Raw genomic sequence first — 16,461 nt, 5'->3', positions numbered from 1 at the left:
GGAGCGCGGCCCGCCACCGGCCGGCCGCGCCACAGAAAGCCTTTCATGACCGACAAGAAGAAACTCCCCCAAGCCCCCGAAGATTCCCTGGATGCCGAGGCCGCCCGCCGCCGCCTGCTGCTGCGCGGCGGACTCACCGCCGGTGGGCTGGCCGCCTTTGCGGCCGGCTACGGCGAGACGCTGGCACGTGGCGCCAAGGGCCTGGTGACAGGCAGCTCGGGCACGCCCACGGCCAGCGCCACGCGCGGCAATTCGCTGACGCCCGAGTTCCGCATCGACCCGGCCACGGGCGCGCTCGCCACCCAGCCCGGCCAGGTGGTCAGCCCGTCCAGCTGCCTGGGCTGCTGGACGCAGTGCGGCGTGCGCGTGCGTGTCGATACCGCCAGCAACCGCATCCTGCGCGTGGCAGGCAACCCCTACCACCCGCTGGCCACCACGCGCCCGGCCGCCATGGAAGAACCCGTGCGCGAGGTCTACGCCAAGCTGGGCAAGGAGCTGGGCCTGGAGGGCCGGGCCACGTCCTGCGCGCGCGGCTCGTCCATGCTGGAGCACCAGAGTGCACCGCACCGCGTGCTCACCCCGCTCAAGCGCGTGGGCCCGCGCGGCAGCGGCCGCTGGCAGAGCATTTCCTTCGAGCAGCTGGTGCAGGAAGTCTGCGAGGGCGGCGATCTGTTCGGCGAAGGCCAGGTCGATGGCCTGCGTGCCATCTGGGACACAAAGACGCCGCTGGACGCCGACAACCCCGAGTTCGGCCCGCGCTCCAACCAGTTGCTGGTGACCGACGCCTCCAACGAAGGCCGCGCCCAGCTGCTGCGCCGCTTTGCGGGGCCGTCCTTCGGCACCGTGAACGTCAGCAACCACGGCGCCTACTGCGGCCAGAGCTTTCGCGTGGGTGCGGCAGCGGCCCTGGGCGACCTGCCCGGCATGCCGCACGGCAAGCCCGACTGGAGCCATGCCAGCTTCGGCCTGTTCATCGGCGCGGCGCCCGCACAGTCCGGCAACCCCTTCCAGCGCCAGGGCCGCGAACTGGCCGAGGCCCGCTCGCGCGAGGACAACCGGTTCCGCTACGTGGTGGTCTCGCCCGTGCTGCCCACCTCGTCCAGCCTGGCTGCGGGCAGCGGCAACCGCTGGCTGGCCGTCAAGCCGGCCAGCGACCTGGCCCTGGCCATGGCGCTGATCCGCGTCATCCTGGACGAGGCGCGCCATGACACGGGCTTTCTCGCCCAGCCCGGCCCGGCCGCCATGCAGGCGGCGGGCGAGGCGTCCTGGAGCAATGCCACGCACCTGCTGGTCAACGAGCCCGGCCACCCGCGCCACGGCAGCTTTCTGCGCGGCGCCGACCTGGGCTGGGCCCTGCCCGCGCCTGCCGAAGACGGCAAGCCGGCCCAGGATGTGTTCGTGGTGCAGCGTGCCGATGGCAGCCTGGCGCCGCACACCCAGGCCGAGCCTGCACAGCTGATGGTGCGCACCCGCGTGGCCGTGCCCGGCCTGAAGGCCGAAGGCGCGGACCAGGCCCCCGAGCTGTCGGTCTGCTCCTCGCTGGCCAAGCTGCATGAGCAGGCCAGCCTCAAGACACTGGACGAATACGCGGCGCTGTGCGGCGTGGCGCGCGGCGAGATCGAGGCGCTGGCGCGCGAGTTCACCAGCCATGGCAAGCGCGCCGTGGCCGATGCGCATGGCGGCACCATGAGCGGCGCGGGCTTCTACACCGCCTACGCCATCAGCATGCTCAACACCCTGGTGGGCAACCTCAACGTGCAGGGCGGCCTGGTGCTGGATGCCGGCCCGTTCGGCCCCTTCGGCCCGGGCCCGCGCTATGACTTCGCCAACTTCGACGGCAAGGTCAAGCCGCGCGGCCTGGCGCTGTCACGCCACCGCCAGCCCTACGAGAAAAGCGCGGAATTCCAGCGCAAGCGCGAGGGCCAGCCCGAGGGCGCGAAGGACTACCCCGCCGCCCAGGCCCCGTGGTACCCGGCCGTGGGCGGCCTGTCCAGCGAGATGCTGGCCAGCGCGCTGGCCGGCTACCCCTATCGCGCCAAGGCCTGGATCAACCACATGAGCAACCCCGTCTACGGCATTGCGGGCTTTCGCAATGCGCTGGTGGACGATCTCAAGGACCCGAAGAAGCTGCCGCTGATCGTCTCCATCGACCCCTTCATCAACGAGACCAGCGCGCTGGCCGATTTCATCGTGCCCGATACCGTGACCTACGAGAGCTGGGGCATCTCGGCGCCCTGGGCCGACGTGGTGGCCAAAAGCTCCACCGTGCGCTGGCCCGTGGTGCAGCCCGCCGTGGCGCGCACGGCAGGCGGCCAGCCCGTGAACGTGGAGAGCTTTCTCTTCGCCGTGGCAGAACGGCTGGGCCTGCCCGGCTTTGGCGAGGCCGCCATCAAGGACGCCCAGGGCCAGCCCCATGCGCTGCGCTCGGCCGAGGACTTCTTCATCCACGCCCTGGCCAACGTGGCCTGGGCAGGCGGCAAGCCCGTGTCGGCGGCCAGCGATGACGACATCGCCATCACCGGCGTGGACAGGCTGGTGCCCGCGCTGCGCCAGCGCCTGAAGGACGATGAATGGCGTCAGGTGGCCATGCTGCTGACGCGCGGCGGGCGCTTCGACCGCATCGAGGACGCCTGGAAGGATGGCCACACCCGCAAGGCCCACGCGCCTGCCCTGCAGGTGTGGAGCGAGGAGCTGGCCCGCATGCGCCACGCCATGACGGGCGAGCGCTACAGCGGCTGCCCCACCTGGTATCCGGCACGGCTGGCCGACGGCAGCGCCATGCGCACGCATTTCGGCGAGCAGCAATGGCCGCTGCTGCTGACCTCGTACAAGTCCAACCTGATGAGTTCCATGTCGATTGCCGTCTCGCGGCTGCGCCAGGTGCATCCGCACAACCCGGTGTCCCTGCACCGCGATGACGCCGAGCGGCTGGGCATCGCCAACGGCGACACGGTGCGCATCCGCACGCCGGGCGGCGCGGTGACGGCCGTGGCCATGGTGCGCGACGGCGTGATGCCGGGCACCGTGGCCATCGAGCACGGCTACGGCCACCGCGAGCTGGGCGCAGGCCGCCACAGCATCGACGGCCAGCCCATGCCGGTGAACGCCGAGCATGCCAATGGCGTGAACCTCAACGACCTGGGCTTTGCCGATCCCACGCGGCCCGGCTGCAAAAACGTGTGGGTGGACTGGGTGTCGGGCGCCGCGGTGCGCCAGGGGCTGCCTGCGCGCATCGAGAAGGTCTGATCAGCGGGCGGGGCTGGCGACAGGTGCAGCGACAGGTGCAGCGACTGGTGCAGCGTCGGCCTGCCAGCCGCCGCCCAGCGCCTGGTACAGCGCAATGGCGTTTTCCAGCTGGCTCTGGCGCAGGCGTATGACTTCCTGCTGGGCCTGGTAGAGATTGCGCTGGGCGTCCAGCTCTTCCAGGTAGCTGGCGTAGCCGGCCTCGTAGCGGTCCTTGGCAAAGCCCAGGGAGCGCTGCAGCACCGCCTCGCGCTCGCTGGCGTGCTGCCACTGCGACTGCAGGCGCCGGGTGCCGACCAGGGCGTTTTCCACATCGGCCAGGGCCTTGATCACCACGCCCCGATAGGCATAGGCGGCCTGGTCGCGCTGGGCGGTCACGGCGTCGAACTGGCCCTGCAGCCGCCCGCCCGTGAACAGCGGCGCCAGCACGCTGCCGCCCAGGGCCCAGACCGTGGCCGGGTGGTATTGCAGGGCATTGACCAGCAGGCTGCCGGCGCTGGCCGTCAGCGAGACCTGGGGCAGGAAGGCGGTGCGCTGCACGGCCAGGCTTTCGTCGGCGGCCGCCAGCTGCAGTTGGGCCCGTGCAATGTCGGGGCGGCGCTGCAGCAAGGCCGAAGGCAGGCCGGCGGCCGGCGCAGGCGGCGGTGCGCCCAACGCAGCGGACTGGCCGTCGGTTGTTGCCATGAGCGCGGCGGCCTGCTCGTCACCCTCGCCGCCGGCCAGCAGCAGGAGCGCCGTGCGCTGGCGCGCCAGCGACAGCTCCAGCTGCTCCACGGCCTGCTGCACGCCCTGCAGCTCGGCCTGGGCCTGGGTGAGCTGCAGCTGCGAGGTGTAGCCGACGCGCGCCTGCTCGTCGGCCAGGCGCAGGGCCTGTTCGCGCGAGCGGGCCGTGGCCTGGGCCACTTGCAACTGCGATTGCAGCGAGCGCAGGCCCACATAGGCCTGGGCCGTGGTGGCGGCCACGGCCAGGGCCACGGCGTCGCGGTCGGCCTCGCTGGCCTGCAGGCGCAGGGCAGCGGCCTTTTCCAGGTGGGCGATGCGGCCCCACAGATCAGGCTCCCAGCTGGCCTGCAGGCCGGGCTGAACCGAGCGCGTGTGCGCCAAGCCCCGCGCGCCCAGGCTGCGGCCCGTGGAGGCGCCGGCCGTGGCCGAGAGCTGGGGCAGGCCCGCAGCACCTGCCACATCCAGGTTGGCCCGCGCCTCATCCACGCGCGACAGGGCCAGCAGCACATCGTTGTTGCGGGACTGGGCCAGTTCCACCCAGCGCGTGAGCAGCGGATCGCCAAAGGCCTGCCACCACGATGCCTGGACGGCGGCGGCAGGCTCCTGCCCTGCCCCGCTCCACTGGGCGGGCATGGCCGGCCGGGCCGCTTCAGGCGCGGTGCTCAGCGGCGGCACGCTGCAGCCGGCCAGCGCGGCAGCGCAGGCGATGGCCATGGCCAGTGCGCGGGCGGTCATGGGCGGGCCTCCGGTTGGGGTGCGGGCTGCCGTGCGGGCTGCCGTGCGGGCTGCTGTGCGGGTTGCCGTGCGGGTTGGGGCTCAGGCTGCGCCGTATCCAGCCGCACCACCACCGACATGCCCGCGCGCAGCCGCGCGGCCAGCTCCTGGTCGGGATCGATTGCAATCTTGACCGGCAGGCGCTGCACGACCTTGGTGAAGTTGCCCGTGGCGTTGTCGGCCTTGAGCACGCTGAATTCCGAGCCCGTGGCCGGCGCGATCTCCAGCACGCGGCCCGTGAGGTGGGCGCCGCCCAGCGCATCGACGCTGAAGCGCACAGCCTGGCCTATGCGCACCTGGGCGGTCTGGGTTTCCTTGAAGTTGGCCACCACCCACAGCGTGTGCGGCACCACATACATGAGCTGGGAGCCGGCCGTGACGTACTGGCCCCGGCGCACGCCGACTTCGCTGACCTGGCCATCGCCTGGCGCATGCACCACGGTGTTGTCCAGGTTGATCTGGGCCTGGCGCAGCTGGGCCTCGGCCATCTGGACCTGGGCTTCGAGCGAGGCGCGGTTCACCGTCGTCGCCTTGATCTTCTGGGCGTTGATCTCGATGTCGGCCTGGGCCTTGGCCACGTTGGTGGCCGCCAGGCGCGCGGTGGCACGCACCTTGTCGCGCTCGTTGAGCGAGACGGAGCCGCGCTCGGACAGCGCCTGCACGCGCTGCAGCTCGGCTGCGGCGCGGTCGGATTCGGCCTGCGCCGCCGCCAGGCCGGCGCGGCTGGCGCCCAGCGTGGCGCGGTTCTGCGCCTGGGTCTGGTCGGCATTGGCCAGCTGTGCGCGGGCATTGGCCAGCTGGGCCTGCGCCTGGGCCTGGGCGGCTTCGTAGGTGCGGGCGTCGATGCGCACCAGGGGCTGGCCGGCCTTGACGTTCTCGTAGTCCTGCACCAGCACCTCGGTCACATAGCCGCTGACCTGGGGCGCGAGCACGGTGACGGCGCCGCGCACATAGGCGTTGTCGGTGCTGACCACGGTGCCCGCGAAGGGGAACAGGTTCCAGGCACGCAGCACCAGCAGCACGCCGGCCAGTGCGACCACCAGCATCACCAGCACGCTGCGCAGCGAGGGCTTGATGAGCTTGGGCGATGGCGATGGCGAGGGTGAAGGCGAGGGCGAAGGCGCCGCAGCGGGAGCCGGCGCAGGCGAGGCAGAGGCGGCCGTGCCGCCATTGGAATTTTCGGAGTCACTCATGTTGTTGTCTTTTCTCTGGGCGAACGGTTTCAGGCGCGGGCGACGGGTTGGGTGGGCGGCTGGCCCGGCGCGTCCTGCGGCGCGGCGGCATCGGTGCCGCGCATGGCCGAGGCATCGGCAGCGGCGGCGCGCATGCGCTCCACGAAGGCGCGCTGGCGTGCGCGGCCGGCCAGGGCCAGCGTCCACAGCAGGTAGAGCACGGCCACGCCGGCCGTGAGGGCGAACACGTCGTTGTAGGCGCGCACATTGGCCTCGCGGCGTGCGGCCTGCGCCAGCTGGGCCGTGCCCTGGGCCGCGCGCAGGGCCGGGTCGGCGATGACGCGGGCCAGGCTTTGCTGCTGCAGGCGCAGGCGGTCGGCCACGATGGGGTCGGTGGGATCGACATCGGCCACGATGGCGGCCGAATACACTTGCTCGCGGTGCATCTGGTAGGTGCTCAGCAGGGCCGAGCCCATGAGCGCGCCCATGGCCTGCGTCATGGAGATGGTGACGATGGCCGTCAGCATGTAGTGCGCGCCGAACTTCAGGCCCTGCACCACGCCGATCAGCATCAGCGGCCCCATGAACAGGCCCGCGCCCACGGCCATGAGGAACTGGCTGCCGAAGAAGTCCTCGGGCCGGGCCAGGCTGGTGCGGCTGTGGTCCAGCCAGGCCGCCAGCGCGAACAGCACGATGGAGCCCACGATCTGCTTGCCCATGTTCTCCAGCCCGAAGGTCAGCGCCGACACGGCAATGCCCGCGATGGTGCCCAGCAGGATGACGATGAACAGCGGCTGCATCTGGTCCACCGTCATGCCCAGCATGCGCTGCATGCCGATCACGCCATAGGTCTGCTCGGTGGTCAGAAAGCGCAGCAGCAGCGCACCGATCACGAAGCGCACCGTGGGCGCCAGCACGAACCAGCGCGTCTGCAGCATGGGATTGCGGCGGTGGTGCTCGATGTACAGCGCCACGCTCAGCAGGACGATGGAGCCGATCAGCATCCAGGCCAGCCAGGGCGTGTCCAGCCACCAGTGGTTGTAGCCCTGCACCAGCACGGCGATCAGCAGGCCCACGCCGGGCACCATGAGGAAGAAGGTCAGGAAGTCCAGCCGCTCGAAGCTGCGGATATGCACGCCCGGCGGCAGCTTGAGCACCACCACGCCCGCGAACGAGATCAGGGCCAGGCCGGCCTCGAACAGGTAGAGGTTGTGCCACTCGCTGTTGAACAGCAGGCCCGGCGACAGGATCCAGGCCAGCGGCGTGGCGATCTGCCCCAGGCCCACGCCGATCACCAGCATCTTGAGCACATGCTTGCGCGGCGCGGCCTGCAGCATGTAGAGCGTGCCCAGCGTGCTGCAGGTGGCGCCCGCCAGGCCGCTGGCCGCGCGCAGCATGAGCAGGCTGGTGTAGCTGCCCAGCACCAGGTGCAGCAGCGTCAGCAGCGCATACAGGCCCAGGCCGATCTCGGCGAACAGCCGCATGCCGAACTGCTGGCGGAACTTGTAGACCAGCAAATTGGCCGTCATGTTGAGCATGACGTAGGCGCCGGTCAGCCAGGCGGCCTCGGAAGACGTCAGCCCCATCTGCCCCTGGATGGTGGGCAGGTTGGCCGTGAACAGTGCATTGCCCAGGCCGCCCGTCAGCGCCACCAGCACGGCGATCAGGCCATAGGCTGCGCGCACGGCCGGCTGGTGCAGCGGCATGGACGGCGAGCCCGGCAGGCTGGGCTTTTCATGCTCTTCCCAGTCCGGCGGGGGCTTGAGGTAGACGACGGGGGGCGACGGGGGCAGCACGGGCCCTGGTGGAGTGGGTGTGGTGGCCATGTCAGGCCTTCAGGCCTTGCCAGACGATCTGCAGCGCCTTGCGCGCCAGTGTGCGCCGCTGCTGCGGCGTCTCGCCGCGCAGCGAGGCGCCCAGCATGCCGAAGACCAGGGACAGCTCGGCCTGCGTCAGCGGCTGGCGGCAATGGCCACAGGCCACGGCCCGGTCCATGGCCGGCCGAAAGATCTGCCACATGGCAACGCGGGCCTGGGCGATGACCTCGTCGCCGCGCTCCACGGTGCGCCAGTAATCGGTGATGGGGGCCGAGACCGCAATGCGCTCGGCCAGGCGCGACAGCAGCTTGTAGAAGGCGTCGTCGTCCTCGGCCATGGCTTCGGCCGCGCTGCGCATGCTGTCCAGCGAACGCTCCAGCAGCGCCAGCATCAGCGCACGCCGGTCAGGAAACTGCCGGTACAGCGTGGCGCGGCCGACCTCGGCGCGCTCGACCACCAGGTCCAGCGGCGCGGTCACGCCATGCTCGGAAAACACGGCATCGGCCGCGTCCAGCAGCTGGGCGCGGCGGATATCGGCACTGGGTCTTTTGGAAGTCATGCGGACAATTATCGGACAAAATTGTCCGTTAAATGTCCGCAGCCGGCCTATCCCATGGCGGGGCCATGGGCAAAAAACCAACGGTTTCCGGCAGCGGCAAGGCCTCTACAGGTCGGTCAGCGGCAGCAGCTGGCGGCGGCTGTCAAAGCGCCGCGACTGGCCGTCCAGAGGATCGGTGAAGGCCAGGCTGCGCGCCAGCAGCTGCAGTGGGCGCGAGTAGTCGCCCTCGGGCAAGTCATGCACTTCGGGATAGAAGCCGTCGCCCCACAGCGGCAGGCCCAGGGCGGCCATGTGCACGCGCAACTGGTGGCGCTTGCCGCTTTCGGGCTCCAGCCGGTAGCGTGCCCAGGGGCCGTGCTGCTCCAGCACCTGCATGTGGGTGCGGGTGTTGGGCGTGCCGGCCACCTCGTGCATGCGAAAGAAATGGCCGCTTTCCTCCATGCGGCTTTCATGCGTGCGCGGGAAAACCACGTCCTCGCGCCAGGGAGCGACGGCCTCGTAGGTCTTGTGGATGGCGCGGTCGCGGAACAGCGCCTGGTAGATGCCGCGCGTGGCGCGCTGCACCGAAAACACCACCAGCCCCGCCGTGTCGCGGTCGATGCGGTGGATGGGCGACAGCTCGGGCAGGTCGAACTCGCGCTTGAGCCGCACCAGCAGCGTCTGCTGCAGGTACTTGCCGGCCGGCACCACGGGCAGGAAATGCGGCTTGTCGGCCACCAGCAGATGCGCGTCGCGGTGGAGGACCTCGGCCTCGAAGGGGATGGGCGGCTCGGACTGCAGCTCGCGGTAGTAGTAGTAGCGCAGGCCCGGCGCAAACGCCGTGCCTGCATGGGCGGCACGACCGTGCTCGTCCACCACTTCTTCCTGCGCCATGCGCCGCAGCCAATCCTCGCGCGCGACGGCCGGCAGGCGCTCGGCCAGAAAATCGATCAGCAACCCGCCGCCCTGGCTGGGCAGCACCACGCAGCTGGGGCTGACGCCGTCGCGCAGAGGAAGAACCTTGGGGTCGTGGGCGTTGTGCATGTGTTTCAGCCCTCAGAGCGCCTGCCGCGCAGCCCATTCATCGGGCGTCACGATCAGGCCGGGAAACTCGTCGCGCAGTGCCAGAAGATCGCCATCACCCGTGATGAGCGCCCGGGCCCGGCCCACATGCGCCAGCACCAGGAACACCTGGTCCTTGTCGTCCCGGCACAGCGGCAATGCAGGCCAGGGCTGCGGCAGTGTGACGACATCGGCCCAGGGCAGGAAATCCTCCAGCAAGGCCTGTTGCTCGGCCGTTGACAGCTTGAACTTCGGATAGGCGAGCACACGCAGCAGTTCGCTGGCCGTTTCCCTGCAGACCAGGGGCTGCAACTGCTGTTGCTGCCAGGCCCGGCGTATCCACGCAAGGCGGCCGGAAGTGAACAGCAATGCCGAGAGCACGACGTTGGTGTCCAGGACGACACGCATCATTTGCGCGCCCAGGAGGTCGCCTCCTGCACATCCTCTTCGGTGATGCCCATCTGCTGCAGCTTGTCGCGGACGGCCTGTGCGCGCTGGACGCGCTGCAGGTGCACGGGCGTGAGCACGATGCGGCCGTTTTCCACGGCCACCTCGAAATACTCGGTGGCCTCCACCTCGGACACCACGGCCTTGGGCAGGGTGATCTGGTTCTTCGACGTCAATTTGGCAAGCATGGCCGGCTCCTGCAAATCAGAGAAAACACGGAAATCTTACTTCCTTACTTCATTCCTCTGCGTCTCACCGGGTTTCTTCACCTGGCGAGGCTGGCCCGCTCAGTCCACTCACGCCGTTCAACCCGCTGTCCGCCGTCACCAGCACGCCCGCCGAAACAATGTAGTCGGCCGCGCTTTCGATGTCGCCGCGCAGCGCCTCCTTGGCGGCGGGCGCATCGCCGCGCCGCAGGGCCTCGACCAGGCGCGCGTGGTGGCCGACCGCCACCTGTTCGCTCACGCGGCGCGAGCCCGAGCGCATGTCGTGGTTGAGGATGGGGCCTATGCGCAGCCACAGCGCCTCGATCATCTGCAGCAGCATGGGCATGCCGGCCGCGCTGTAGACGGCGAAGTGGAAATCCTTGTTGAAGGCGATGAGCCGCGCGCCGTCCGGCGAGGCGCTGGCCATCTCGGCCGCAAAGCGGTCCTGCAGGGCGGCGATGCGTTCCAGCCCGGCGGCCGGCAGTTGCCGGGCCGCCTGCTCCGTGGCCAGGCCTTCGAGGTTGACGCGGATGCGGGTGATCTCGCGGAAGGCGCTTTCCGTCATCAAGGGCACGCGCAGCGCGCGGTTGGGCGTGAGTTCCAGCGCCTGCTCGGCCACGAGCCGGTGCACGGCCTCGCGCACGGGCATGACGCTGACGCCCAGCGCGCTGGCCGTGGTGCGCAGCGAGATCTGCTCGCCCGGAATCATCTGGCCCGTGATCAGCAATTCCCTGAGCTGTGCATAGACATCGCTGCTGAGGGTCTGCCGTTTGAGTGGGGTGACTAGTTCGTTGATGGCCATGGCGGCGATGGTAGCGCGGCGCCGCCGCTGTCATGCCTCATAGGGTATTCACCATATTTGATCTGTGATCACAGATACAAAATCCAAACCCAACCCGAATCCCTTTCACCTTTGTTTGAGTTCCCAAGGAGTTCCCGCATGTGGAAAAACGATCTTCTGGCCGGCCAGCGCGTCCTGGTGACGGCGGGCGCCGCCGGAATCGGCCTGGAAATCAGCCGCGCCTTTGCCGAGGCCGGCGCGCGCGTCATGGTCTGTGACGTGGCCCAGGCCAGCCTGGATGCGCTGGCTGCCGCCCTGCCCGGCGCCAGCGGCCGTCTTGCCGATGTGTCGGATGCCTTGCAGGTGCAGGCCCTGTTCAAGGCCGTGGACAACGAGTTGGGCGGCCTGGACATCCTCGTCAACAACGCCGGGGTGGCCGGCCCCACGGGCGCGGTGGAGACGCTGGAGCTGGCCGACTGGCAGCGCACGCTGGATGTGAACATCACCGGCGCCTTCCTGTGCACGCGGCTGGCCGTGCCCCGGCTTCGGCAATCGGCACGCGAGGGCCGGCAGGCGGCCATCGTCAACCTGTCTTCGGCGGCAGGCCACCTGGGCATGCCGGGCCGCACGGCCTATTCGGCGTCCAAGTGGGCGGTGATCGGCCTGACCAAGTCGCTGGCACTGGAGCTGGGCGCAGACGGCATCCGGGTGAACGCCATCCTGCCGGGCGCCGTGGACGGCCCGCGCATCCGCGATGTGATTGCCGCCAAGGCGCAGGCGCGCGGCCTGCCGCTGGAGGACGTCACGCGCAGCTACACGCACCAGGCCGCGCTGGGCCGCATGGCCACGGCGCGCGACATTGCCAACATGGCCGTGTTTGCCGCCAGCCCGCTGGCCGGCCATGTCACGGGCCAGGAGCTGGCCGTCGATGGCCTGACCCAGGCGCTGAGCTGAGCGCCCTCTCCTCCTCTCCTCCTCTCGCCTTTTTCACCGTTTGCAAGGACCTTCCATGGCCACCCGCACCAAAGCCATCATCACCTGCGCGCCCACGGGCGCCATCCACACGCCCAGCATGTCGCCCCACCTGCCCGTGACGGCCGAGCAGATTGCCCGCGCCGCCATCGATGCCGCCGAGGCCGGCGCCGCCATCGTGCACCTGCATGCCCGTGATCCCCGCGACGGACGCCCTTCGCAGGACCCTGAGCTGTTCCGCCCCTTTCTCAAGGCGATCCGTGCCGAGTGCGATGCCATTGTCAACATCACCACGGGCGGCAGCCCGCACATGACGGTGCCAGAGCGCATGCGGCCCGTGACCGAGTTCCAGCCCGAGCTGGCCTCGCTGAACATGGGCTCGATGAACTTCGGCCTGTTCCCCATGCTGGAGCGCTTCCCGAACCTGGAGCACGGCTGGGAGCGCGAGCACCTGGAAAACAGCCGCAACCTGGTCTTCAAGAACACCTTTGCCGATATCGAAGGCATCCTGCGGCTGGGCCAGGCCCAGGGCACGCGCTTCGAGTTCGAGTGCTACGACATCAGCCACCTGCACAACCTGGCGCATTTCGTGGACCGGGGTCTGGTGCAGGGGCCCGTGTTCGTGCAGTCGGTGTTCGGCATCCTGGGCGGCATCGGCGGCCACCCGGAGGACCTGATGCACATGCGGCGCACGGCCGACCGCCTGCTGGGCAGCAACTACCAGTGGTCCATCCTGGGCGCCGGGCGCAACCAGCTGCCGCTGGCCACCATGGGCGCGGCCATGGGCTCGCATGTGCGCGTGGGGCTGGAAGACTCTCTGTGGATAGGCCCGGGCCAGCTGGCCACCTCCAGCGCCGAGCAGGTGCGCCGCATCCGCACCGTGCTCGAGGCCCTGAATGTCGACGTCGCCACGCCTGACGAGGCGCGCCGGATGCTGGGCCTCAAGGGTGCGGCCAACGTGGCCTTCTGAACCGCCTTCCCGGGCCAGCCCCCATGCCACCGAACAGGAGACTCCCATGCAGATCGATATCGTCGCCGACCTCAAGACCACGCTGGGCGAAGGCCCGCTGTGGGACGTCGGGCAGCAGCGCCTGTACTGGATAGACAGCTTCGACGGCCGCATCTTCCGCTGCACGGCCGACGGGCGGGAACTGCGCGCCTGGGAAGTCGGCCAGAAGATTGGCTCCATGGCACTGCGCCGCGACGGCCGCTCGGCCCTGGTGGCGCTGCACGGCGGCGTGCACACGCTGGACCTGGAAAGCGGCGAGCTGGAGCTGGTCGTCGCCCCCGAGTCCCACCTTCCCGGCAACCGGCTCAACGACGGAAAGGTGGACCGGCAGGGCCGCTTCGTCTTCGGCTCCATGGACACCCTGGAGGAGCAGCCTTCGGCGCGGCTGTACCGGCTGGACACGGACCTGAGCCTGCATGTGCTGGACGAGGGCATCATCTGCTCGAACGGCCCGTGCTGGAGCCCGGACGGCACGACGCTCTATTTCTCGGACACGTGGAGCGGCGAGATCCGGGCCTACGACTACGACACGGCCACGGGCCATGCCAGCGGCCGCCGGACCTTTGCCCCGGTCGACACCAGCGGTGGCGGCGCGGCCGACGGGGCCACGGTCGATGCCGAAGGCTGCCTGTGGCAGGCCCTGGTGTACGCGGGCCAGCTGGTGCGCTACACGCCGGACGGCCGGGTGGACCGGGTGATAGAGATGCCGGTGCGCAAGGTGACCAGCGTGATGTTCGGCGGGCCCGGGCTCGACACGCTGTACGTCACCTCCATGGGCAAGCCGCCGTTGCCGCGTTTCCCGGGCGACGGCCAGTCCCGTGGCGCGCTGTTTGCCGTCAAGGGGCTGGGCGTGCGTGGCCTGCCCGAGCAGCGCTTCGGCGCCTGAGCGCGGAGCCGGGCATGCAGGCCCGGAGCCTTCGCACCGCAACGCCGCCCGCCCCGCGAAGCGGCGCCTTCATCCACACAACAATGAAACGGCACCCACCGCTGGTGCCCGGGAGACCGCCATGGCCCAGGCCCCGCGCGCTTCGCTGCGCCAGATCCACCGCTATTCATGGGTATCCCTGCTGGTCTGCTGGCTGATCTGGGTACTGAATGCCTACGACCGCGAGATCGTGCTGCGGCTGGGGCCGACCATCTCCCGGCACTTCGGCCTGTCGGCCGACGAATGGGGCACGGTGGCCACCATCGTGATGCTGGCCCTGGCCGTGCTGGACATTCCCGGCGCGATCTGGAGCGACCGCTACGGCGCGGGCTGGAAGCGCGCACGCTTTCAGGTGCCCCTGGTGCTGGGCTATACGGCGCTGTCGTTCGCCTCGGGCTTCAAGGCGCTCAGCGGCAGCCTGGCGGGCTTCGTGGCGCTGCGCGTCGGCGTCAACCTGGGCGCCGGCTGGGGCGAGCCCGTGGGCGTGAGCAACACCGCCGAGTGGTGGCCGGTGGAGCGGCGCGGCTTCGCGCTGGGCGCCCACCACACGGGCTATCCGGTGGGCGCCATGCTCAGCGGCCTGGTCGCCGGCTTTGTGCTGTACGCCTTCGGCGAGGAGAACTGGCGCTATGTGTTCTTTGTCGCGCTGGTCGTCGCCATCCCGCTGATGTGGTTCTGGGCGCGCTACTCCACGCCGCAGAAGATGGAACTGCTGTATGCCGACATCGCCGCCCGGGGCATGACCCCGCCGCAGGCCAGCGTGGCGGCGCAGGTGGAAAAAGGCCAGGCCTGGCGCACCCTGCGCAGCACGCTGGCCAACCGCAGCATCGCCCTGACAGCTGGAAACACCCTGCTCACGCAGGTGGTCTACATGGGCATCAACGTGGTGCTGCCCGCCTACCTCTACAACATCATGGGCCTGTCGCTGGCCGAATCGGCAGGCATGAGCGTGGTGTTCACGCTCACCGGCATCCTGGGCCAGCTGGTCTGGCCAGCTCTGTCGGACGTGATCGGGCGCCGTGTCACCCTGGTGATCTGCGGCCTGTGGATGGCCGCCAGCGTGGGCGCCTTCTACTTCGCCGACACCATGGCCCTGGTCGTGGTGATGCAGCTGCTGTTCGGCCTGGTCGCCAATGCGGTCTGGCCCATCTACTACGCGGTGGCCTCGGACTGCGCCCAGCCTGCGGCCACCTCCACGGCCAACGGAATCATCACCACCGCCATGTTCGTGGGCGGCGGCATCGCGCCCGTGCTGATGGGCAGCCTGATCTCCCTGGGCGGCGGCTGGACCAGCCCCGGCGGCTATGCCCTGTGCTTCCTGGTCATGGCCGGCTGCGCGCTGGGCGGCGTGGCCCTGCAGCTGGGCACGCGCGGCAACGCCGCCTCCACCGCCACCGCCTGACTCCGCTTTCATCCACCCATCTTTCCAAGGATTTGCCATGGTCCATCACCCATCGCCCTCCCCTGTTCACGCGCCGCCCGCACGGCCGCAGCCTGCCGCCGGCGACAGGCAGTCGCTGCTCAACGCCCGCATCTTCCGCAGGCTGATGCCGCTGCTGGTGCTGTCCTATGTGATCAGCTTCATAGACCGCACCAATATCGCGCTGGCCAAGTCGCACATCGAGGTGGACCTGGGCATCTCGGCGGCCGCCTACGGCCTGGGCGCGGGGCTGTTCTTCCTGAGCTACGCCCTGCTGGAAGTGCCCAGCAACCTCATCATGCACAGGGTGGGCGCGCGCTTTTGGATCACCCGCATCATGGTGACCTGGGGCCTGCTGTCGGCCGGCATGGCCTTCATCACCGGAGAGACCTCGTTCTACGTGATGCGCGTGCTGCTGGGCGCGGCCGAGGCGGGGCTGTTCCCCGGCGTGATGCTCTACCTGACCTACTGGTTCGGCCGCGAGGAACGGGCCCGCGCCATCGGCTACTTCCTGCTGGGCGTGTGCATTGCCAACATCCTCAGCGGCCCCGTGGGCGGCGCGCTGCTGCAGATGGACGGTTTCCTGGGCTGGCACGGCTGGCAATGGATGTTCGTGATCGAGGGCCTGCCCGCCGTGGCCCTGGCCTGGGTGGTCTGGAAGAAGCTGCCCGACGGCCCGGCCAGCGCGCCCTGGCTGACGGCCGCCGAATCGCGCGAGGTACTGCAACGCCTGCAGGCCGAGCAGGACCAGCAGGCCAGCGCCGGCCAGGTGGGCCACTCGCTCCGGGACTGCCTGCGTGACCGCCAGATCTGGCTGGCCATCCTTGTCTACTTCTGCCACCAGATCAGCATCTATACGGTGATCTTCTTCCTGCCCGGCATCATCGGCACCTACGGCCAACTCTCGCCGCTGCAGATCGGCACGCTCAACTCCGTGCCCTGGATCGCAGCGGCCATCGGTGCGGCCTGGCTGCCGCGCTTTGCCACCCACCCGCAGCGCTGCCGGCGCATGCTGCTGGCGGGCATGGGCACCATGGCTGCAGGCCTGCTGCTGGCGGCGCTGGCGGGCAAGGCCTCGCCCGCGCTGGGGCTGCTGGGCTTCAGCCTCACGGCGCTGATGTTCTTCGTGGTGCAGTCCGTCGTCTTCCTGTTCCCGGCCTCGCGGCTGGCGGGTGCGGGGCTGGCGGGCGGCATTGCCCTGGTCAATACCTGCGGACTGGTGGGCGGCTTCATCGGCCCCACGGTGATGGGGATGATCGAACAGGCCACGGGCAGCACGCGCAACGGCCTGTTCATCATGGCGGGCCTGCTGGTGGTGGCCGCCCTGGCATCCACCCGGCTGCGCCAAGGCCAGGAGACACGGTGATGACAG

Annotated in this window: 14 protein-coding genes; 6 read left to right on the top strand and 8 right to left on the bottom strand. The window is 69.8% G+C overall.

What is annotated here, in order from left to right; genetic code table 11:
- The first annotated feature begins 45 nt into the window (after window positions 1–45).
- Window positions 46–3,246, top strand: coding sequence for a tetrathionate reductase subunit A (locus HFGMBDPB_RS10160; RefSeq protein ID WP_212645352.1), 3,201 nt, complete (start codon window positions 46–48; stop codon window positions 3,244–3,246).
- On the opposite strand, the gene HFGMBDPB_RS10155 is transcribed toward HFGMBDPB_RS10160, so the two are convergent.
- The 8 genes from HFGMBDPB_RS10155 to HFGMBDPB_RS10120 all read right to left on the bottom strand — a co-directional run bounded on the left by HFGMBDPB_RS10155 (window position 3,247) and on the right by HFGMBDPB_RS10120 (window position 10,784).
- Window positions 3,247–4,701 carry an efflux transporter outer membrane subunit gene (locus HFGMBDPB_RS10155; protein WP_212645351.1) on the bottom strand — a complete coding sequence of 485 codons (1,455 nt, stop codon included), beginning with the start codon at window positions 4,699–4,701 and terminating at the stop codon, window positions 3,247–3,249.
- Window positions 4,698–5,933 (bottom strand): efflux RND transporter periplasmic adaptor subunit, encoded by a 1,236-nt coding sequence (locus HFGMBDPB_RS10150; RefSeq protein WP_212645350.1) that lies wholly within the window; start codon window positions 5,931–5,933, stop codon window positions 4,698–4,700. The genes HFGMBDPB_RS10155 and HFGMBDPB_RS10150 overlap by 4 nt, the downstream gene beginning before the upstream one ends.
- A 29-nt stretch (window positions 5,934–5,962) precedes the next feature.
- Window positions 5,963–7,738 carry an MFS transporter gene (locus HFGMBDPB_RS10145; RefSeq protein ID WP_016451598.1) on the bottom strand — a complete coding sequence of 592 codons (1,776 nt, stop codon included), beginning with the start codon at window positions 7,736–7,738 and terminating at the stop codon, window positions 5,963–5,965.
- A gap of 1 nt (window position 7,739) precedes the next feature.
- A complete protein-coding gene (locus tag HFGMBDPB_RS10140; protein WP_016446240.1) occupies window positions 7,740–8,288 on the bottom strand; it encodes a TetR/AcrR family transcriptional regulator in 549 nt (182 codons plus the stop codon).
- Between the two features lie 105 nt (window positions 8,289–8,393).
- Window positions 8,394–9,311 (bottom strand): pseudouridine synthase, encoded by a 918-nt coding sequence (locus tag HFGMBDPB_RS10135; protein WP_074921343.1) that lies wholly within the window; start codon window positions 9,309–9,311, stop codon window positions 8,394–8,396.
- 12 nt (window positions 9,312–9,323) lie between these two features.
- Window positions 9,324–9,740, bottom strand: coding sequence for a putative toxin-antitoxin system toxin component, PIN family (locus HFGMBDPB_RS10130; protein ID WP_016451596.1), 417 nt, complete (start codon window positions 9,738–9,740; stop codon window positions 9,324–9,326).
- Window positions 9,737–9,964, bottom strand: coding sequence for an AbrB/MazE/SpoVT family DNA-binding domain-containing protein (locus tag HFGMBDPB_RS10125; RefSeq protein WP_016446243.1), 228 nt, complete (start codon window positions 9,962–9,964; stop codon window positions 9,737–9,739). Before HFGMBDPB_RS10125 ends, HFGMBDPB_RS10130 begins: the two co-directional genes overlap by 4 nt.
- Window positions 9,965–10,028: 64 nt before the next feature.
- The gene (locus HFGMBDPB_RS10120) at window positions 10,029–10,784 is read right to left on the bottom strand and encodes a GntR family transcriptional regulator (protein WP_016446244.1); all 756 of its coding nucleotides are present in this window, start codon (window positions 10,782–10,784) and stop codon (window positions 10,029–10,031) included.
- A gap of 138 nt (window positions 10,785–10,922) precedes the next feature.
- Between HFGMBDPB_RS10120 and HFGMBDPB_RS10115 the strand changes: the two genes are divergently transcribed.
- The 5 genes from HFGMBDPB_RS10115 (at window position 10,923) to HFGMBDPB_RS10095 (ending at window position 16,455) form a co-directional block, all read left to right on the top strand.
- Window positions 10,923–11,717 (top strand): SDR family oxidoreductase, encoded by a 795-nt coding sequence (locus tag HFGMBDPB_RS10115; protein WP_046988026.1) that lies wholly within the window; start codon window positions 10,923–10,925, stop codon window positions 11,715–11,717.
- Between the two features lie 55 nt (window positions 11,718–11,772).
- Window positions 11,773–12,705, top strand: coding sequence for a 3,5-dioxohexanoate:acetyl-CoA acetone transferase (kce, locus tag HFGMBDPB_RS10110; protein WP_016451593.1), 933 nt, complete (start codon window positions 11,773–11,775; stop codon window positions 12,703–12,705).
- Window positions 12,706–12,751: 46 nt separating this feature from the next.
- Complete coding sequence (locus HFGMBDPB_RS10105; RefSeq protein WP_016446247.1) at window positions 12,752–13,630, top strand: SMP-30/gluconolactonase/LRE family protein; 879 nt, start codon at window positions 12,752–12,754, stop codon at window positions 13,628–13,630.
- Window positions 13,631–13,751: 121 nt separating this feature from the next.
- Entirely contained in the window at window positions 13,752–15,071 is a 1,320-nt protein-coding gene (locus HFGMBDPB_RS10100; protein ID WP_016451591.1) for an MFS transporter, read from the top strand.
- Window positions 15,072–15,108: 37 nt separating this feature from the next.
- A complete protein-coding gene (locus tag HFGMBDPB_RS10095) occupies window positions 15,109–16,455 on the top strand; it encodes an MFS transporter (RefSeq protein WP_212645349.1) in 1,347 nt (448 codons plus the stop codon).
- The last annotated feature ends 6 nt before the right edge of the window (window positions 16,456–16,461 follow it).

Source organism: Delftia sp. PE138, from assembly GCF_018320755.1.
In the GTDB taxonomy this organism is placed as follows: domain Bacteria; phylum Pseudomonadota; class Gammaproteobacteria; order Burkholderiales; family Burkholderiaceae_C; genus Comamonas; species Comamonas tsuruhatensis.
This window is presented reverse-complemented; position numbering and strand designations above follow the sequence as displayed.